The sequence below is a fragment of the Spirochaetota bacterium genome (genome assembly GCA_038043445.1).
GTDB lineage: Bacteria > Spirochaetota > Brachyspiria > Brachyspirales > JACRPF01 > JBBTBY01.
In genome coordinates this window covers 1-20,327 of record JBBTBY010000008.1, presented here as the reverse complement: position 1 = coordinate 20,327, position 20,327 = coordinate 1, and the positions used below count along the sequence as shown (strand labels likewise).

At 55.7% G+C, this 20,327-nt stretch carries 18 protein-coding genes; 13 read left to right on the top strand and 5 right to left on the bottom strand.

All coding sequences use genetic code 11. From position 1 onward, the window contains the following. Positions 1 to 30 precede the first annotated feature (30 nt). The 3 genes from AABZ39_01345 (at position 31) to AABZ39_01335 (ending at position 3,484) form a co-directional block, all read left to right on the top strand. A complete protein-coding gene (locus tag AABZ39_01345) occupies positions 31 to 891 on the top strand; it encodes a CsgG/HfaB family protein (GenBank protein MEK6793391.1) in 861 nt (286 codons plus the stop codon). A 67-nt stretch (positions 892 to 958) separates the two neighbouring features. Further along, positions 959 to 1,930 carry a kelch repeat-containing protein gene (locus tag AABZ39_01340; protein MEK6793390.1) on the top strand — a complete coding sequence of 324 codons (972 nt, stop codon included), beginning with the start codon at positions 959 to 961 and terminating at the stop codon, positions 1,928 to 1,930. 129 nt (positions 1,931 to 2,059) lie between these two features. After that, positions 2,060 to 3,484 carry a radical SAM protein gene (locus tag AABZ39_01335; protein ID MEK6793389.1) on the top strand — a complete coding sequence of 475 codons (1,425 nt, stop codon included), beginning with the start codon at positions 2,060 to 2,062 and terminating at the stop codon, positions 3,482 to 3,484. A 6-nt stretch (positions 3,485 to 3,490) separates the two neighbouring features. Here AABZ39_01335 and AABZ39_01330 read toward each other — a convergent pair whose 3' ends face one another. Beyond that, positions 3,491 to 4,981, bottom strand: a complete 1,491-nt coding sequence (locus tag AABZ39_01330) for a radical SAM protein (protein ID MEK6793388.1) — start codon at positions 4,979 to 4,981, stop codon at positions 3,491 to 3,493. Between the two features lie 80 nt (positions 4,982 to 5,061). Between AABZ39_01330 and AABZ39_01325 the strand changes: the two genes are divergently transcribed. The 10 genes from AABZ39_01325 to AABZ39_01280 all read left to right on the top strand — a co-directional run bounded on the left by AABZ39_01325 (position 5,062) and on the right by AABZ39_01280 (position 16,140). Then, positions 5,062 to 6,021: a glycosyltransferase gene (locus tag AABZ39_01325; protein MEK6793387.1), complete on the top strand. Its 960-nt coding sequence runs from the start codon at positions 5,062 to 5,064 to the stop codon at positions 6,019 to 6,021. Between the two features lie 10 nt (positions 6,022 to 6,031). Next, positions 6,032 to 6,547: an acyltransferase gene (locus AABZ39_01320; GenBank protein ID MEK6793386.1), complete on the top strand. Its 516-nt coding sequence runs from the start codon at positions 6,032 to 6,034 to the stop codon at positions 6,545 to 6,547. A 12-nt stretch (positions 6,548 to 6,559) separates the two neighbouring features. Then, entirely contained in the window at positions 6,560 to 8,392 is a 1,833-nt protein-coding gene (gene asnB / locus AABZ39_01315; GenBank protein ID MEK6793385.1) for an asparagine synthase (glutamine-hydrolyzing), read from the top strand. Beyond that, positions 8,385 to 9,077 (top strand): class I SAM-dependent methyltransferase, encoded by a 693-nt coding sequence (locus AABZ39_01310; GenBank protein ID MEK6793384.1) that lies wholly within the window; start codon positions 8,385 to 8,387, stop codon positions 9,075 to 9,077. Before asnB ends, AABZ39_01310 begins: the two co-directional genes overlap by 8 nt. Then, a complete protein-coding gene (locus AABZ39_01305) occupies positions 9,052 to 9,792 on the top strand; it encodes a class I SAM-dependent methyltransferase (protein MEK6793383.1) in 741 nt (246 codons plus the stop codon). The genes AABZ39_01310 and AABZ39_01305 overlap by 26 nt, the downstream gene beginning before the upstream one ends. Next, complete coding sequence (locus AABZ39_01300; GenBank protein ID MEK6793382.1) at positions 9,789 to 10,520, top strand: class I SAM-dependent methyltransferase; 732 nt, start codon at positions 9,789 to 9,791, stop codon at positions 10,518 to 10,520. The genes AABZ39_01305 and AABZ39_01300 overlap by 4 nt, the downstream gene beginning before the upstream one ends. Then, the gene (locus AABZ39_01295; protein MEK6793381.1) at positions 10,520 to 11,809 is read left to right on the top strand and encodes a hypothetical protein; all 1,290 of its coding nucleotides are present in this window, start codon (positions 10,520 to 10,522) and stop codon (positions 11,807 to 11,809) included. Before AABZ39_01300 ends, AABZ39_01295 begins: the two co-directional genes overlap by 1 nt. A gap of 185 nt (positions 11,810 to 11,994) precedes the next feature. After that, positions 11,995 to 12,978, top strand: coding sequence for a kelch repeat-containing protein (locus AABZ39_01290; protein MEK6793380.1), 984 nt, complete (start codon positions 11,995 to 11,997; stop codon positions 12,976 to 12,978). A gap of 143 nt (positions 12,979 to 13,121) precedes the next feature. After that, positions 13,122 to 15,203 carry a glycosyltransferase gene (locus AABZ39_01285; GenBank protein ID MEK6793379.1) on the top strand — a complete coding sequence of 694 codons (2,082 nt, stop codon included), beginning with the start codon at positions 13,122 to 13,124 and terminating at the stop codon, positions 15,201 to 15,203. A gap of 1 nt (position 15,204) precedes the next feature. Next, on the top strand, positions 15,205 to 16,140 hold the full coding sequence (locus tag AABZ39_01280) for a PrsW family glutamic-type intramembrane protease (GenBank protein ID MEK6793378.1): 936 nt from the start codon (positions 15,205 to 15,207) through the stop codon (positions 16,138 to 16,140). Positions 16,141 to 16,226: 86 nt separating this feature from the next. Here the strand turns inward: AABZ39_01280 and AABZ39_01275 are convergent, their stop codons facing one another. The 4 genes from AABZ39_01275 to AABZ39_01260 form a co-directional block, all read right to left on the bottom strand. Beyond that, positions 16,227 to 17,810, bottom strand: coding sequence for a hypothetical protein (locus tag AABZ39_01275; protein ID MEK6793377.1), 1,584 nt, complete (start codon positions 17,808 to 17,810; stop codon positions 16,227 to 16,229). Positions 17,811 to 17,813: 3 nt separating this feature from the next. Next, positions 17,814 to 19,079: a hypothetical protein gene (locus tag AABZ39_01270; protein MEK6793376.1), complete on the bottom strand. Its 1,266-nt coding sequence runs from the start codon at positions 19,077 to 19,079 to the stop codon at positions 17,814 to 17,816. An 18-nt stretch (positions 19,080 to 19,097) separates the two neighbouring features. After that, entirely contained in the window at positions 19,098 to 19,757 is a 660-nt protein-coding gene (locus tag AABZ39_01265; protein MEK6793375.1) for a hypothetical protein, read from the bottom strand. A 138-nt stretch (positions 19,758 to 19,895) separates the two neighbouring features. Continuing rightward, positions 19,896 to 20,327: DUF4432 family protein (locus AABZ39_01260; GenBank protein MEK6793374.1), on the bottom strand; the 432-nt coding region annotated here is incomplete at its 5' end.

Genomic DNA, 20,327 nt, shown 5'->3' with positions numbered 1-20,327 from the left:
GTGTGAGACGTCGGTCGTAAAGGATTCTGCATGCATAAACCCCTCCTCGCTTTATTTCTGTCAGTAATGTCTGTTTCGGCGGTATTCTCGGCCCAGAGAACCCGTGTCGGCATACTGCCTTTTCAGGCAAAAGGGGTAAGCGCAAGCGATGCCGACGTGGTAAGTGAGCTCTTCCGCAATGCCGTGGTCGACAACGGTCAATTCGATGTACTTGACCGGAACAATATGGGTGCCATCCTCAAAGAGCAGGAATTCCAGAAAAGCGGCTGCACGGAAAGCGAATGCGCGGTGAAGATCGGCAGGGTCCTTAACATGCAGTATATGTTCTATGGCTCACTCATGAAGCTCGGGGATTCCTATATAGTCAGTGTCGGCCTTGCCGATGTTGAAACGAGCAAAATAGTCAAAACGGCGCAGGAGCGGTTCTCAAAGATCGATCAGGCGATCGACAATGTCAAGACCATCGCCGAAACGCTCGCACGAACAGATACGCCGAAGCCGGTCATTCGCCCGCCGGCAGCGGAGCAGAAAGGGGACGCAAAAGGGATAAACGCAAAAACGATAGTGTTCTTTTCCAGCATCGGCGTCGCAGCGGCCGGCGGCGCGATGAATATCTTCGGATTTCTTGATTATTCGGCGGTCAATGCGGCCGAGCAGCTGTACCGGAACGCCACGAGCAATTACGACACGTTGTATTCGCAGTACGAAACGGTGTTCAATGAGCGCGGCACCCGAGCGACCATACTGAACATTTCTGCCTGGTCCTGCTATGCGATAGCGGCGGGACTATTTACCTGGTGGCTGTTCATGCCGGATACAATTCCGACGGTCTCGGTTATGCCTAATATTACCACGGACAGCATTGCTATTGCGATGTTCATGCGGTTCTAGATGACATGCATCATCGATTATCAATCGAAATGATATATTCACTCACTTTTGGTTAAGGAGGTACGAAATGAGGTCCATGATCGGATGTGCGTTTTCCGTGGGCATTATGACAATGATTGGATGCCTTCCGGTGAAAATTGGCAGGATCAATCCATACGATCCTAGAAACACGAATATTATCGTTTCAGGAAACAATTGGACGCAAAAAGCGACCGGATCGTTTGCCGGAAGGGGATTCGGAAGTATCGTCGAATTCAATGGCAATATGTGGCTTATCGGGGGGTCAGCCCCGTACGTGAACGATGTATATCGGTCGTCCGACGGTATTACGTGGTATCAGGCGACTTCGTCGCTGTGGGCGAGCGGTCGATATGGATGCGCATCAGCGGTGTTCAACGGTAAAATTTGGGTCACTGCGGGATATGACGGGGTGAACAAGGGCGATGTATATAGTTCATCCGATGGCACCAATTGGACGCAGGAGACAACATCGCCGGGATTTTCTGCTCGTAACGCTCATCAAATGCTTGTGTATAACGGAAAGATGTGGCTGATTGGCGGAGGAGCCGGCGGAGCACTGAACGATGTCTATTACACAAGCGACGGATTAACTTGGACGTCGGCCACTGCCTCCGCGGCATTTTCCGCACGTTGGGCTCATAGTGCTGTCGTCTACAACGATAGGATGTGGATCATCGGGGGCTGGACCGGCGTTGCAGCATTGAATGATATGTGGTATTCGACCAATGGAATTACATGGACGTCAGCCGGAACTTTCCCTGGCGGTAATCGGTATTATTGCTCAAGCACGTTGGTCGGGGGGAAAATATGGCTTATCGGTGGTCAATCAAGTTCATCCGTAAGTTTTGCATCGAACGATGTCTGGTATTATAACGGTTCTTGGAATTACGCCACGCTCAACGCGGGTTTTTCGCGCCGTTCAGGTTCTTATGTCTCCGGGTTTATGAATAAATTGTGGGTTATTGGAGGGCAGCGGTATGACAATGCATACTTGACGGATACATGGTGTTCCGATTGATTGTCATTTCATACCGTCATCGGCTAAGGTTTCACAGATGTAACGTTTTCATTTCAATAATGAAGTGTTTTCTCGCGTAACTTGCGGGATGTCTTTTCTTCGAGTATCATATCCCATATGATATCGCCAATGAGGATAATCCTTCTCCGCCCCACATACGGCTCACGATTCCAGGTCAATCCGCCGCTCTCGCTCGGCTATCTGAGCGCATCGCTCAAGAAGAACGGCTACAGCGATGTTTCCCTCATCGACGGTTCGCTCTCGCTGCTCACGCCCGTACATGCCGCGGGACTTGCCGCAGAGAAGCGGCCGGACATCGTCGGCATTCAGGTGTACACCGGCTCGCATAATTGGACGAAGGAATTCATCCCGCTTCTCAAGGCACGCCTCCCGAATGTCATTGTCATTGTCGGCGGACCGCATATCACGGCACTTCAGGGACTTGCACTCGATCATATCGGCGCCGACTACGGCGTCATGGGCGAAGGCGAAACGGCTATCGTTGAATTCGCAGAACACATCGAAGGAAAACGTGATGCTTCATCGGTGAGCGGTCTCATCTATGCGAATGGCGGTCGGTGGTGCCATGCGGCCGTCAATTTCGGTTTTCTCCGCGACGCGAACGAATTACCGTTCCCCGATTGGGACCTTATCGATCCGCGGCGCTACTATCCCTACCTGCAGGGTGCGTCCATGCCGATACGCGGCAAACGCCCGGTGCCGATACTCACGAGCCGCGGCTGCCCGTATCGATGCACGTTCTGTTCGTCGGGGCTCACCAATAAACGGCGCATGCGCTACCGCGATCCGGCGAACATCATCGCTGAGATGAAAATGCTCAGGGAGCGCTTCGGCGCCGACGAGATATTCTTCACCGATGACAATCTGACGATGGACACCGCACGCGCGGAAGCGATATTCGACATGATGATCGCTGAGAACGTCCGCATGCATTGGCGTGCGCCCAACGGCATACGCATCGATCGTCTGACGGAAGCGCTTGTCGGAAAAATGGCGCGCTCGGGCGGCTACTTCGTCGGGCTCGGCGTTGAAACGGGCGATCAGGATATCATGAAAAAGATACGCAAGCACCTCGATCTCGCTGTCGTAGCGCCGGTCGTGTCGCTCTTCCACAAGCACGGCATAAAGGTGAGCGGATTCTTCATGTGCGGCATGCGCGGTGAGACCGAGGAGCATATCGAGCGCTCGATGCGCTTTGCGCTCTCGGTGCCGTTCGACCGGATACAGGTGAGCAATTACATACCGTATCCCGGGAGCGAGGATTTCGAAGCGATATTCGAGCCGATGAGCGATGCATACGCTGCGCGCGTGGATGCATTCCAGAAGAACGAGACCGTGCCATCGTTCCAGGACATCTCCCTTCCGCGCATCATCGCGCTGCAGGAGCGTTTCATAAAAAGATTCTATCTGCGCCCGCGTGTCCTGCTGTCATTGCTCCTGAACATACGGTTAAGCCAGATAAAAGCGATACTCGAGCATCCGTGGATACGCCGCTGGTTCTCGAAAGAAAAACAGTGGTACGACGAGCAGTAGTTCCCGTTATACAAATCCGCGGACGCGGGCGAGCATGCGTTCGAGCAGCGACCATTCGAAGGCGAAGCGAAACCAGCGATGCTTCCAGCGGAACATCGCCATGCGCGTGTAGAAAAAGTACACGAGATTGAGCGGGAAACGGGCAAAGCGCTCAGGCACAATGCCGCGTTTCACATCGGAGAGGGCGAATTCCTTTTTCCAGAACGGGAAGCGCGTGAGTATCGATACTGCGCGGTATTTTTTGAGATACCGCGGCTTGTACCAAGTAGCGCCGACATCGCGATAGATGCCGAAATTCCCCCACGCGGAGAACGACGTCGGCGGGCGATAGCCGTATTCGCGCACGATGCGCTCAAAAAGCGGTGTGCCGGGGTACGGCGTGTAGAGGAAGACGCCGTTGAAGTAGATAGTGCCGTTGATCGTCGCGAGCTCATCCATGAACGAGAACGTTTTCGACATATCCTCATCCGTCTCACCCGGCAGCCCCGACATGAATGATATCACCTGCCGTATGCTTGTACGTGAAAGACGCCGTGTCGCCTCGCGCACTTGATCGAGCTTTATGTCCTTGCAGATGACCGTATCGAGCATGCGCTCCGACCCCGACTCGCCGCCGAAACTGAGGAGCCGAAGCCCCGAGCGTTCCATGACCTTCAACGCTTCATCATCCACGCGGGTGAAGCTGTCGAAGCGGCAGAACGATTCCCAGCTCACCGTGATCGAGCGGGAAAGAAGCCCCTCGGCTATCTCGCGCACGCGCGGCACATTGATGAAGAATTCATCCTCCCAAGTGAAGCAGATATGCGCGGGGTTGAATCGCTTTACGATATATGCTATCTCATCGAGCGTACGTGCTGCATTCTTTGAGCGCCAGCGGCGATGATTGAACGCCATATTGTAGCAGAACCCGCAGCGATGCGGACAGCCGCGGCTCGTGTGCACGGGGAACGGGGAAACCGTGTAGCGTTTGAGGTCGAATAATTCGTACGGGAGTTCGGGGTCGAAGGTGTTCATGTCCAGGAACGGCCGCTCCGGATTGTGTATCATCTCGCCGCCCCGTTTGAACGATACCCCCGCTATTGTATCGAGCGAAGCGCCGGAAGAGAGCGCATCGGCGAGTTCGCACACCGTTGTTTCGCCCTCGCCGCGAACGATGATATCGACATGGGTGTCGGCGAGCGTCTCTTCGGTGAGGAGCGTCGGGTGTATGCCCCCCCACACGAGCGGCAGTGCCGGGGCGAGTGCGCGGGCATGCGAAGCGAAAGCAAGGGCGTGCGTTATCATCGAACCGGTCATCGTGCTTATGCCGGCGAAGAGGTACGGCGAAAGGTCGGTCACGGACCGGAAATCGGTGAGGCGCGTGTCGAGTATGTCGACGATGTAGCCGTGTTTTTTGAGCGCCCATGAAAGATAGAGGAGCGGCATCGGCAGCTCCGGGAACGGACTGTCAAATACCCCCGGGTATACGAGCAGTATCTTTTTCCGTGCGTGAGCCATCGCCTGTGCGCCTCTTGCGAATTCTGATTTATGTCATAGTATGCTGAATGGCTCGAAATCACAACTCCCGGGTACAGAGAATGACCGCATCCAAACGCTCCCGCACGCCCCTCGTATCGGCGGTCATAACAACGCGCGATCGTTACGAACTGCTCTGCGAGTGCATACGATCGGTCGCCGCATCATCGTATCGGCCGATCGAACTCATCATCATCGATGATAACTCGTCCGACGCAACGAAGGCCCTTACCGTGCCGCGCTTGAAGCGGATGACCGGAAGCCGCATCGAACGGGTGCGTATCGAGCATGCGAAAACGAACATCAAGATGGTCAAGGCGAGGAATCTCGGGGCGAAACTCGCGCGAGGGGAGTACATCGCTTTCATCGATGACGATAATGTCATCGATAAGAACATGATACGCGAGCTCGTGGCATTCGCACAGATGCATCCGGAGTACGGCATTCTCGGTCCGTCGAACTATTCGGCAAGAACAAAGAAGCGTATACTTGACGGGCAGCGGATAAATTTCTTCACCGGCCGCACCAATGGATGGGTGGATCGCTCCGGCCGCGAGTACAGTGACAGCGACGGCATCCCCAATGTGTTCATGATAGCACGTTCCGTTTTCAGGAAAGCGGGGTGTTTCGATGAGGCCCTCGTGCAGACGTTCACCGAGCCTGATTTCGCGTTCAATGCCCGGCGGTACGGCATACAGTCGGCGTTCGTGTCCGCTGCGATCACGCATCACAATATCCCCACCGGTGTGTACACGCCGCGGACGCTCGGCGGCGAGTACAAGCACAAGGCGTATTACACCATGCGCAATCGCGGGTTCATCATATTCCGTTACGGGCGGTGGTATCATCGCGTCGTGTACGCCCTTGTCTTCTCCTGGATATGGGCCCTCATCTATTCGGCGCTCGTCGTCCGTTTCGGCAGGTTCGATCTCGTGCGATTGTACTGGTACGGATGGCGCGATGCGATGATATACTTTTTCACGAAGAAGCTTGTCAACAGCATATCGCGTATTCTCAGATAAGGGGTTCTCCATGTTCGAGGTCCTGCGGTTTATTTACAATCAATTCCTGTTCAGAAAGGCCCGGCTGCGTGCACTGCTCTGGGGGGTGCTGTTCAAGCGCCTGGGAAAATACACGACGATCATGCGCGGCGTATGGATAACCGGCCCGCGCGGCATATCGCTTGACGATTACGTAACGATAAATATCCATGCCGTGCTCGACGGCAACGGCGGGCTTACGATAGGCAAGCATGTGCTCATTGGGCAATATGTTACGATAATATCGACGATGCACGGATTTGACGATATCTCGGTCACGATAGCGAAACAGAAGGATGAATATCGTCCGGTTACCATTGGCGATGAAGTTTGGATCGGTGCGAATACGACGATACTCCCCGGTGTCACTATCGGGAAGGGTGCCGTCATCGGCGCGGGGTCGGTCGTGACAAAGGATGTCCCCTCGTATGCCATCGTCGCCGGTGTTCCCGCGAAGGTGATACGCTTCCGCAACGGCGCAAAAGGGAAACGGAAAAAGGTGAAATAATGGCGGTAGTACATGTGCGGCATTGTCGGCGTTGTTGAACGGTCGCAGGCGGTCGATCGCACACGGTTCACCGCCATGGTCCGTTCGCTCATCCTGCGCGGTCCCGATCAGGAAGGGATACGCATCGAGAAGAACATCGCGCTCGGTCATCGGCGCCTATCCATCATCGACACATCGGTACACGCGCGGCAGCCCCTTGAGAACGAGGATGCATCGGTACGCATCGTCTATAACGGAGAGATCTATAATTACCGGCAGGTGAAAAGCGCGCTCACAGAGAAGCATCGCTTCGTAAGCGCATCGGACACCGAAGTGCTCGTTCACGGCTATGAGGAATACGGTGCCGATCTCGTTCGTCACGTCGAAGGGATGTTCGCGTTCTGCATCCACGACAGGACGAGAGAGCAGCTCTTCCTCGCGCGCGATCATTTCGGGAAAAAGCCGCTCTACTATTATCTCGACGATGAACGCTTCGTCTTCGCGTCCGAACTCAAAGCCATGCTCGCGTATCCTCCGCTGAAAAAGCGTCTGTCCGTGGACGATCGCGCGGTAACGCAATTCCTTTTCTACGGCTATATCCCGTCGCCGGGGAGCATATTCTCGCAGATACGAAAAGTGCCTCCCTCAACGGCGTTCACCTTCGACATCGCCTCGTGGCGCATACAGGATATGAACGTATACTGGGAGCCTGGCGCCATTGCCGTGAACCGGCGTATATCGATGGACGATACCGTTGCGCAAACCGAAACACTTATCGATGCGGCCGTGCAGAAGCGGCTCATGGCCGACGTGCCGCTCGGCGTGTTCCTGAGCGGCGGCATTGATTCAAGCATTGTCACCGCTTCGCTTGCACGTCACACGGACAAGGTGAATGCGTTCACCGTGAGCTATCGCAACGCCCCGGAGGCGGATGAAAGCGCGTACGCGGACTACGCGGCGAAACGCCTCGGCATTCCCCTCGACCACTGCTATCTCGAGGGTGCCGCGGTCAAGCCCGCGTTCGAAGCCATGCTCGACTATCTCGATGAACCACTCGCGGACGCGGCCGTCATACCGCTTTACTATGTGGCTCAGTATGCGAAAAAGCATATCACGGTGGCGCTTTCCGGCGACGGCGGCGATGAACTGTTCGGCGGTTATGAGAAGCACCGCGCGCAGGTCTTCATCGAGCGATTGTCCTTCCTCCGCTGGCTCGCGTCGGCGGCGGCGTTCCTTTTCCCGAAGGACAACGTGTACCGGAAATTCTTCACGATGCTCCGCTATCCGTTCCCCGTACGGCAATTCATCTTCGGCAGCGGCGGACTCCTGCCCGCGGACGCGGCGCGGCTTCTCGGCCATACGATCGATATCCGCTCCGTGTTCCGTGAAGCGTTCGCCTGGTTTGAAGAATGCAAAGGCCATGATATACTCAATCGATCGCTCTATCTCGACTGCCGTTTGCAGCTCCCGGACTGGTATCTCGTGAAGGGCGACCGGGCCACCATGGCGGCATCGCTTGAGATGCGCAATCCATTGCTCGATAAGGATCTTGCTGAGTTCGTGTTCTCATTGCCGGGGAGTATGAAGGTGAATGACGGAACGTCAAAATATATCATAAAGCGCATCGCTGAAAAGATATTCGGCCGTGATTTTGCATACAGGCCGAAGCGCGGTTTTGGTGTTCCGCTTGACCGGTGGATACGATCCGAGCTCAGCGACCTGTTCAAGCAGCATACCGGAACGGGTCGATTCTCCAATGCATATGCAAGAGTACTTTACGACGAGCATTGTTCGGGACGTGCGGATCACCGATTCACGCTGCTACGAATATTGCAGCTGAACGTATGGGCGGGGAAATATGAATAAGTGGGAATCGATCACGAGGGATCTCTATCGCGAGGATAATTATCGTCGGATGCCGGAAGTGTACGCATTCATCCGCGCCGAGATCGCGGCGGCGAAGCCGAGGACGATCCTTGATATCGGGTGCGGCGACGGGTCTCTTTTCGACGGTTTAAGCGGGCTGCGCCTTTTCGGGGTCGATGTTTCGCGTGAACAGATTGCAATCGCGCGAAAACGCGGGATGGATGCGCGCTACTGCAATGTCGATGAGAAATCTCTTCCGTTCAAAACCGGGTCGTTCGATATGGTCATCGCAAGCGAGGTCATCGAGCACGTTCTCGTACCGGATAGACTGCTGTCTGAGGCACGTCGCGTGCTTAAGGACGCAGGGAAATTCATACTGACCACGCCGAATCTCGCCAGTTTTGGCAAACGACTGCTGCTGCTGTTCGGAAAGAACCCGTTCATTGAGTTAAGCCCGCTTGAGCCCGATGCCGTCGGCCATGTGCGGTATTTCATCTACCCGACGCTTGTCACCCTTCTTTCCCGTAACGGCTGGCGTGTGGTCAAGCATACTTCCGATGTCATCAATTTTGACGGCAGCGGACGGCTTTGTTCGCGTACGCTGGCGCGTATCGCCCCCGGATTCGGTAGAAGCATACTGTGCGTTCTGGAGAAGCAGCATGACGCGGCGATTTCGCACCGATAAGCGGTACAAGGAATTCCTTGTAACATCACCGGAATCGCTGTACATGAAATATTGCACTGATGTCCTCCGGTATCTGTCCCCTCGCGGGAAATTCCTCGATGTCGGCTGCGGGACGGGGACCGCGCTGCGCATGCTTTCCCGGACACGTACCCGCCGAGATCTTTTCGGTATCGATGTCAGCGGCTTTTTTCTGAAAGAATGCAGGGTCAAGGCCAACGTGCGACGGTATAGCGGCTCCCGCATCCCCTATCCCGACGGCTATTTTTCTGTTGTTGGATCGTTCACGGTATTCGAGCATGTCGCCGACCCCTATGGCTTCCTCCGGGAGCAGATACGTGTTCTTGAACCGGGCGGGGTGTGCATCGTCGCAACGCCGAATTTCCTCGGGATATTCAACAGCGTCCGCGGATATTCGCTGAGGGAGAAATTCATGCGCGTACTCCGATACGCGCTCGGTGTGCCCTTGGAAATGAACGAGCCGATAGAACGTCCGCAATTCATGCCTGATGATGACGCCGTTGTCGTTGCCAACAGCATACCGATAGTGCGGTATTTCCGCGCACAGGGCTTGCGTATCCTTCACAACTCGGGGGCTATGCAGCCTCTGCCATTTCCCGCATCGATACTGGCCCGCATGCCGCTCCTCCGACTTCTTTTACCCTCGTGTTATATCATCGCTCGAAAGGAAAAACAGCGTTCATGGAGATGCGCATGACGAACAGGATATTCAGGATATGTTACCGGATATATGTGACGATATTCCCGGAGCCGATCAGCAATCCTCTCGCATACCGCATCCGCCGTTTCGTGGCTTTGGCGGCGAAGCGTATGCCGGACAAGAGCCGAGTTCTCGACGCTGGTGCCGGTGATGCTCAATACCGTCCGCTGTTCAAAGACCATGATTATGTGAGCCTGGACAAGACACCGGCATACGGTATCGATATCGTCGCCGACGTTTCCCGCATGCCGGTACAGAGCGGCAGCTTTGATGCGGTACTGTCGATGCAGGTGCTCGAACATGTCCCGGATCCCGAACGTGCGATGAAAGAGATGTGCCGTGTTCTCAAGAAGGGCGGTTATCTTTTCCTCTGTGTGCCGCAGATACATCCGCCGCATATGGAACCGCATGATTATTTCCGCTATACGTCCTACGGCGTGCGAAGTCTCGCGGAACACGTTGGATTTTCCGTAGTGTCCATTCGCCCGCAGGGCGGCATATTCGGTGTTATCGCGCGTCTCATACAGGTGGCGTTGCCGAAAGTATTCAACGACCACCCGTGGATATATTATCCTTTCCATGTCATCTTCAGCATTCCGATTTTCTTCATCAACCTGCTCGCCTTCCTGCTGGACTTCCTTGACCGCCGAAAATCCGTTACGCTCAATTATGAATGCATCTTGCAGAAAAAGGCCGGCAGCGGCCGGGCGGGAAGACGACGGTGATGAAACGATTACGTTCATTCCTGCGTCGTAACACGCTCATATCCTCCTCCATCGCGAGCATCCTTTTTTCAGCCATCGCCGGTCTCGGGAATTATATCATCCAGGTCTTCACCAACCGCAATCTTTCCGCGGCCGATTTCGGCGATTATACCGTGCTCATGGGATTTCTGGCCATCGCGACAATGCCGATAACCGCCGTGCTCTTCTTCGTCATACGCTCCGTCGCCTCATCACGCGGTGCCATCGCGGCACGGCGCATCATTTCGCTCTGCGTCTTCTTTGTCAGTATTTCTCTTGCCGCCGCCGCCGTGCTCGTTCTTTTCTCCGGCTGGCTTGCGCGGAACATGCAGATACGTTCGCAGTCCGGCTTTACCTTTCTTGCCGCTATCGTTGTGCTTTCGACCGTCACCACCATTGTGAGCGGGGCGCTCTTCGGGCGCAAGAAGGGATTTTCCGTGAACGCATCGATAATGGTGTCCGTCATCGTGCGTCTGCTGCTCACGGTCATTTTCGTCGCGGCGGGTTTCACGTTCGCGTTCGCGATGTGGAGCGCGCTCCTTCCGTATCTCGTCCTCGCGGCGCTCTTCGTGCTGTTCCTTGTCCGCTCCTTCCCCGGCATGCGATCTTCCGATGCGTTCTCGGCAAGCGGTCTTCAATGGGTGTTCTCGAACATCGCCGGACTTCTGCCGCTCATGGCCGTCTATACCATCTGCATGGCGGTGATGCAGATAGATGTTGTCCTCGCAAAACGCTTCCTTTCGGCGGACGATGCCGGGGCATTCGCGACCGTGACGATACTCGGCAAGGTCCTGGCGCTCCTTCCTTCGATGATAGGCCCGCTCCTCTTCGCCCGCATAAGCGCCGCCGGCAAGAGCCGCACGAAACGCCGCCATCTGCGCGATACGTTCCTGGTGAACGCATTCGTCGTGGGGGGCGGCCTCATCTTCATCGCGCTGTTCGCGCGGCCGCTCATCGTCCTTCAATTCACCGAACGCTACAGCGATGTCGCGCCGCTCGTGTCGCTTTATGCCGTCGGCGCCGCCTGCCTGAGCTTCACCAATCTCTTCTGCAATTACCTTTCCGCATGCAGGAAATACTGGCCGCTCTACGTGTATATCGTTTTCATCGCGGCGTTCTATCTCATCGTGCGCGGCATTCACCTGTCCGTGAGCGATCTTGTCACCGTTTCGGTGCTTTTCCAGGCATCGATACTTGTGTTCACCGCCGTCGTGTTCTTCATCATGCGCCGGGCACAATTGATCTGCGAAGTCCCCGCAAAGGGTATTTGATATGCGTATCGTTTCGATGATGCATCGCCCGAGGGGGCTACACAGATAGAACAGGACATGGTAAAGGGCATCGTTCTTTTTATGCATCCGTCAGGCTAGCTCCTTGCTGTTCCGTATGCTTTTGCGTTTGCACTTTTTCCAAAAAATAGCGTATACTACATTAAAGTACAATCGTCGGAGGACCAATGAGGCACCGAATATCATTCGTTTCCTTGGTAGTCGTTGCTCTTGTTTTGACATCCTGCGGCGGGAACAACCCGCTTTCATTGACACCGGTGTCGTATAATGCAAATGCGTGGCAGGAGGCAGTCGCTACTTCCCCGTTTACAGCGAGGGGATATGCCACGGCCGTTTCATACAATGGAAAGATCTGGATCGCCGGAGGAGAGATAAGCTCCGGAGTGTACACGAATGATGTTTGGTCAAGTACGGACGGTATTTCATGGACACAGGCCACGAACAAAGCCGCTTTTTCACGGCGATACGGCCATTCCATGGTGGTGTATGATAATAAAATGTGGGTCATGTGCGGTCATGACGGTTCACAATTCCTGAGAGATGCGTATTATTCGACCGACGGGGAGAATTGGACTCTTGCGAATGCCAATGCATTTCCTTCCGGCCGCAGCGGCATACGTTTCGTCGTCTACAACAATATGCTTTGGGCTATCGGCTGTTACACAACGTCTCCTCAAAATACGGTATACCAGTCAGCCGACGGCATTAATTGGACCTTGGTCACGAATATTGCATTCACTTCAGGTGGGCGCTACCATACGGCTGTTTGTGTGTTCAAGGATGCGATGTGGGTGATCGGTGGAACACTCAATGGACAGCTCACCAACGATGTGTACCGTTCAACCGACGGGGGCACATGGACGAGGATGTCGACCTTTGCCGGTGCGTCTGGGAGAAGTTTTCATGGCGCGTTCGCCGGAACGGAGAAGATGTATTATACCTCTGGACAGGATAGTTATGGATCGGAAACGGGGACAAAACAGGATGTGATATCGTCGATGGATGGGATAACATGGAGCACGGTGACATCCAGTGCGGGATACGGTGCGCGCACTGGCGCGGTTATCCTGGTCCATAACAGCAAAATATGGATCATTGCCGGAAAGAGCGATGGAAGCACATATCTGAAAAATGTGTGGAATACCCATTAATTTTTTATTACCATCGAGGGGGAGGTCCGGACGGTCTGCCGTTCTCTTGACCTTGTTATAATCGTCCGCTCGCGAGTGATCGTTTGCCTTGATGTTTTTCCCATTTGCCGTATAGTCGGGGCATGCGCGGCGTAATATCGAGGATGATCACTACACTCCTTCCACCGGGCTCGGCACGAAGGGAACGGGTGAAGGAGATAGTGCGGCTGTTCTCAGGGATGATCTCCCCGATACGCATTCTCGCCGTGCGCAGACGGAAGGTGCCGAAGGAGAGTCCGTACTATTTCGAGACGGCGTTCTGGGAACGCGAACGCAGCGGCAGCGGTGTCATCACGCTCCCCGACTCGAAAAAGCCCGTACTTTCCATCATCGTTCCGGTGTATGATCAGTGGCATCATACACGCCGAGCGCTCATATCGATAGCGCGTACGGTCACGGATATTCCCTGTGAGGTGATCATCGCCGATGACGCATCGCCCGACGGGACGGCACAGATCGAACAGTGCACGGTCAATGCGATAATTCTCCGCGCGGAAAAGAACGTCGGCTTCCTCCGCAATTGCAGCAATGCATCCCGCCGCGCGAAGGGCGACTACATCCTGTTCATGAACAATGACGCCGAGCTCCTGCCGGGTACCTGCCGCGCGCTCATCGATGTGATGCGAAGTGAGGACATCGGCGTGGTCGGCGGGCGATTGCTGTTCCCCGACGGACGGCTTCAGGAAGCAGGGAGCGTGCTCCGAACCGACGGCACTGCCGGCGGCTACGGGCGTATGGACCATCCGTTCAAGCCCGAGTATTCCTTCATGCGCGATGTCGACTATGTGAGCGGTGCGCTGTTCTGCACACCGCGCGTGCTGTTTGCACAACTCAAGGGTTTCGATGAGCTCTATGCCCCCGCATACTATGAAGAAAGTGATTACTGCATGCGCGTGCGCAAAGCGGGGTTGCGCGTCGTGTATACGCCGTTCGCCAATGCCGTGCATCATGAATTCCAGAGCATGCCGGCGGCGGATGCGCTCGCGCGTCAGGCGGTAAATCGCAGGAAATTCCTTGCGCGCTGGGAGAAGGAGCTTGCAGTGCGATGCCCCGCGGGGGAACGCGATCTTTTCCCGTATCGGTCAGTTCCCGACAAGCGCCCGCGTGTGCTCTTCATCGAGGACAGGATACCCGACCCCGCTGTCGGTTCGGGCATGCCGCGGTCGTACGATATCGTCACGAGACTTGTTTCGCTCGGCTGCTTTGTGAGCGTGTGCCCGACACGCATGCGTTCCCGTGCGGACATCGCTGCCGATCTTGCGCGCCGCGGCGTGGAGGTGTTCCACGATGAGTACGCCGATGTGAAGCGCATACTGAAAGCGCGTAACGCCTATTACGACATCATTTTCATCGCACGCCCCGGCAATATGGCGGCATACGGCGATGCCTGCCGACGCCTTTCACCGCGCTCGAGGATCATCTATGATGCGGAGGCGATATTCGCGTTCCGCGATGCGCGATTCCGCGAGGTCACGGGGAGGGCGATGCCTCTGCGTGAGCGCGAAATTGCCGTTGCGAAGGAATTAGCGCTCGCAAAAAAAGCCGATATGGTCACCGCGGTATCGGATGCCGAGGGAAGGATATTCTCCGAGGCGGGCGTCGCATCGGTGACGACGCTCGGGCATGCGCTTGCCGTGAAGCCGTCGTCATCGTTCCGTGCGCGGCAGGGCATACTCTTCGCCGGAAGCATATTGTCGACGGCCCCGCACAGCCCCAATTACGATGCGCTCACGTGGTTCATCAGGGAGATATTCCCGGTGATACGGCAGTCCCTCGGTGCGACCGTGACCATTGCGGGCAATGTTACGGATGAGGTTGTCTCCCTCGCGCGTGAAGGGCTTATCGTCACCGGATACGTGCCCGACCTCGGCACACTGTTCGCGTCGCATCGTGTTTTCGTGGTGCCCACGCGTTTCGCCGGCGGCATACCGTACAAGCTCCATCACGCGTCATCGTTCGGCATCCCCTCCGTGGTCACACCGCTCATCGCAGAACAGGTCGGCTGGCGCAACGGCTATGAGGTGATGGTGGGCGATACCCCCGAGATGTTCGCACGCGCCGTTCATGATCTCTATACCGATGAAAGATCGTGGAACAGGATGCAGCGGGCGATGCTCATGCGCATGCGGCGCGATTGTTCGGAACATGCGTTCACGAGTGCGCTCGCCGGCGTGATAAAGGTATGATATGGTGACCATCGGATTGGTACTGCTCGCTATCGCCCCGCCGATACTTTTCCTCATCTATATCGTACGGATGGACAGTGTTGAGCCGGAGCCGGTCAAGACCGTGCTCAGAGCGGTCGTGCTCGGTGCGATATCCGTTATCCCTGCAGCATTCATAGAATCCGTCGGGTTGTCTTCCCCGATCTTCAAGGTCGGCGGGTTCATCGGCGCGGGGCTTCAGTCCTTCGTCGTCATCGCCCCGGTCGAAGAGGGCGTGAAGCTCCTCGTCGTCATGCTTTTCCTCTGGCGCAGCAGGAACTTCAATGAGGAGAATGACGGCATCGTATATACCGGCGCTGTCGCCATCGGATTCGCCATGCTCGAGAACGTGTTCTATGTGGTCGGCAACGGCTTCGGCAACGGCATCATGCGCGCGCTCACATCGATACCGCTCCATACGTTCACCGGCGTTCTCATGGGGTATTTCATCGGGCTCGCGAAATTCGCCGCAACAGGGCGCATCGGAAAGATAGCGGCCGGATTTTTCATCGCCTGGCTCCTTCACGCCGTCTACGATACGTTCGCGCTTTCGGGTACCGCAGCGGGGCTCCTTATCATACCCCTTGTGATAATGCTCGTGATATTCGGCGTTCTGCATCTCAAGAAGGGACAGCTCTTATCGCATAAGCGATGGGACGGCGTATCGGCAGGAATGCGGACACCGACCGACATGCCGCGGCCCGCGAGAGGGAAGGGGACATGGAAGATCGTCATAGCGCGCTTCCTTTTTACCGTGTGCGCTGTTTTCTGGGCGCTGCTCATCGCAGGTGTTGTGACCGACACAAAAGGGAAAACGTCGAACACCGATGCACTTATCGGCGGGGTCATACTCACGATAGTACCTGTCATGATCGGTATTATACTGGAAATATCGCGTGCGCGGCAGAGAAAGCGCTAGGGGCAAAGCATGCATGGGAACACCCCCCCCCCAGTCCCTTCCCTTGACGCACATCGGCACCCTGCCTCGCGCTGCGGGTGCGTGTTTCAAAAATACCAATACAGATTCAATCTCCCGAAACCAATATACACAGGAAGCTGTCCCGGATAGCTTCCGTTCTCATACCCGTACACGCCCGCGGCGAACTCGAGATTGCCGGTAAGGACGATGCATGCGGCCCACTGCGCGGCATAGACGAATATGTTCTCGGATATATATCGGCGTGTCTCTTGCTCGGTGAGCGGTATGATGATAGGTGTATAATCGGGGAAGGCGAACGGCCACGGTCCGCCGACATATTTCGGCGGGGTGAGCGGTTTCAGGAAGGGCGTGTATTTGAAGAACGAGAAATCGAACGATTTCGATATCATGATAGAAGGGTATCCCTGATTGAGCCCGATATGTATCTTCGCGAATCTGTCGAATATCCCGAACCTGAGCCCGGCATGCGTTTTCAGGAGTATCGATTGCAGCGCCGCGATAGGCGAGCTGATAAGGAAATTGTATTTCTGTGAGAAGAGATCGTCAAGCCCCATGATGATCTCCGGGTCCTCAAAAAGCCCCGGCAGCGCGAACGGAATGGAATACGTGGCCCCCACTTTGAGATTGATGGGGATGACATCGCGTCTGCCGTCCCACCACGATATGGGCGAGTACAGGTCCTCGATGACGGCGCCCAGACGCCATTCGCGATTGACGCGCCAGGCATAACCGAGATCGACGGAGAACCCCGTGCCGATGAACACCGGCGCCATGTTGGAATACGGCGTGCCGCTGATGAGCGATGCGCCGAACGTTGAGAACGCGTTCTGTATGGCTGACACATATATCGACATCGACCTGTTGATAAAATCATTGGACGCGATGTCGATGAGGTCAAGATCGCTTTTGATCTCGATGGCATAGCGGTTGAACGCGCGCACGGTGAGCCCGAAGGACATGCGGTTCACGCCGGGGAGCTGTGTGGCGAAGGCGAGGTCTATCGCGAGATCGTTGCGTATGCCCGGAAGGAACAGGAGCTGCGCGCGGTCGCCGACCATGAACGCGAAATTGCCGCTCACGGGAACGTATGTATACACCGAGAAATTGATGTCGAGGCCTCCGGAAAGCAGAAGCGTCTGCATGGCGCCGATGAAATTCGAGAGATCGGATGCGTTGGACAGCGACGCGGGCGTATGGTTCGTATTGAACGATATGCCGGCAAGCCCGAGAAAATAGAGGGGAAGCGGCGAGCTGCCCCCCGTGAACATGGAGCTCATGCCCGAGTATTCAAGGAATGTCGTGATCGCGGCCATGTCCGCAAAAAGGCTCATCCCGAAATTCATCCCGGGAAAACGGAATCGCCCTCCCATTTTTGTCGCGAGATACACAAGGTCTTCATCGAGATATTTGCCGTATCCCTCGCGTGCGCTGGCACGCTTCTGGAAGGAAAGAAGCGCCGGGTTCTGCCCGAACACATCCTCATCGGAGGCGCTCGCGATATCCGCGCCGCCGACGGCCATGACATACGGCGTGACAAGGGCGGAGCGCTGTATGCGCAGATCGAGCTTTACCGTCGCAAAAAGGGGCATCGTTCCGAATGCCGCTGCAGCGATAAGCGTGATGATGCATTGCCGCGGGATCTTTCTCACCGATCAAAACCCCGTGAAATTCGTGGTCAGGTTGGTGAGCATGTTCATGATATTGGTCATCTCATTGCTCATCGATGATATATTGCTGATGAAGTTCGAGAACGCCGCCATGTCGTTCGTGGCGATGGTGTTGGTGAGCGTCGTCCAGTCGGTGAGCCCCGCGAGCGGCACACCGAGCGCGGCGATGGAGTTGAGGACGCTTATTGCGCTGTCGGCCGTCCCCTTGAGGCCGCCGGTGTGTGTCGCCCATGCTGACGGGGTGAAATACACGACGTCATTGCTCGGGTACGCAACCGCCCCGGTGAGCACCACATGGAGCGTATTGAGCGTTGCCGCGATGGAATTGACCGGCGCACGGACGGTAGCATCGAATGACTGGAGCGAATTGGTTATTGATGCGGTGTCGATGGAAAGGGACATGCCGAAGAACGACGACGGCATGGCCGTGCCGATGCGCACTGCCGCAGCGTTCACATCATCGACGCGTTTTATCGAGGAATAGATGCTCTTGAACAGGGACATGACGTCCTCAAGCGTATTGTGCGTCGTGCGCATGAGGTCTATCATGTTCGTCAGGTCTTCATAGGACATGTTCGCGAAATTGCCGTTGGCGAGCACGGTCGTATTCGTCATTGCACCTATGTTGAAACTGTTCGTATTGACCGCGATGTTCCCGCCCCCGTCGAGCATGAAAAGGTCGTCCGCCTGGGCATAATGCTTATCGCCGTTGGAATCGAAGAACTCGCCTATCTGCAGGAACGCGCTCGCGAAGATGAATTCAATATTCGCAAAGAGCGATGTGTTCGAGATGGCCCCGTCGCAGCGTCCATAGACGTAGGAGTGGCCGTACCTGTTATTGAGATAATTCGCCATCTGTGCAAAGCTGCCGGTCGCGGAAAAAAGGTCATTGCCGGCCGGCGGATTGTTCATAACGTTCACAAGCGCCGAGAACGGATTGCCCGATACATTGTTGTTATAGGTGGTTACTATGGTCGCTATCTGAGCGGCGTCGCGGAGGAAGATGGCATCAGCGGCATAGACCCGCGCCCTGCTCCCCGACGGGTTCTTTGCGATGGCGGCATCGAAATAGATGAGCGCATTATTGTAGCGTTTCGCCTGCGATTCGTTCTGTCCGAGGAGCACAAGCTCATCGTAGGTGCCGTTGGGCGTCGGCGCCCCGAAAACGCCGAAGATATTCGTGCAGCCGAGGGATGACAGCACGATGACAGCGGGGAGCGCCATCAGCAGTACGAACGTACGCGTATTCATGCCGACCTCGTTTCGATGCTACTTCGTCTCCGTTTTCGCGGGCTTGGGCGTCGTGTCCACCGGTTCGGTATACGTGCCCTTCGATATCGTTTCGACCATGGTCTTCACCACGTCCTTGTAAAAACCGCGTATGCGCGACACCCAATAGACCTCGCCGTCATAGGTGCCTATCACCTTGAAGCTCACTTCGATGAAGCTCTTGTAGTAATCCGGTGCTTCGTCGAATTTCTCGATGCGCCCCGAAAGCATGCAGTCTATCTTCTTGAACGGCACCGCCTTGAACGTTATCGTACGGCGCAGCTGCGACGTGCTGATGTCCAGGTCGCCGCTTTTCTTTTCGATATAATCGCTTTCCTCGATGGTGTCCTCGTATTCGCCGACCGCCACCTTGACGGAATTGAGCGTATAGAAACCCTTGATGATATCGTCGGTGAAATTCTCGCCCAGCTGCACATAGTCGATGAGCCGCCCGCCGATGGTGCGCACCGATTTCGCATCGAAGCGCATGACGGAAACACTTTTCAATGCCGCGTCGGTGAACGATTTCTTGGGCATGGTGTCATTCTCGATGAACACGCCGCGCTCCTCGCGCCACTGCGATGAAATGGACTGCTTTGAGGCGCATCCTGACAGTGCGATGATGCCGACGGCCATGAGGAAGAATCGTATCGCTTTCATGGGATCTCCTTCGATCATATACTATAACCGGTCCTGTCCGGAAAGGTGCACTCGATGCATCAGCATACCTTCTTCAATTATATGTGCATTATCGGCCATTCGCAACCCGATTCTGAGCCCGTGTTCTGAGCCCGGCTGTCATTGCCGCACCGCCGCTGTGCACACGCCGATCTCAAGATGATAATCACGCTTCTCGCCGGGTGTAAGGGATCGCAGGGTGCCGCGGGCGCGTTCTTTCGCACGCCCTTCCACGCGGCAATTACCCGGTTCAAGACCGACGACATAGGCGCCCTCGCCGGTCATTTTCCATTCGGTGAACTCAGGCAGCTCCTTCGGATCGTATTTTACGAATACGCCCATGCCGCCGTTGAGTTCGGCGTTGACAAGCGAGACCGTTACACCTTCATTCCCGGCCTTCATCGCATGATAGAAACACTGCTCCTGATATCCCTTCACCGGCCCGGTAAAACGGTCGAATTCCTTCATCCCTTTTTCGGCGGCCGCATCGCGCGGTGTGGTCTTTTGTATCGGCGCGATGAGCTTCGTTCCCGCATCGACGACGGGAAAGCC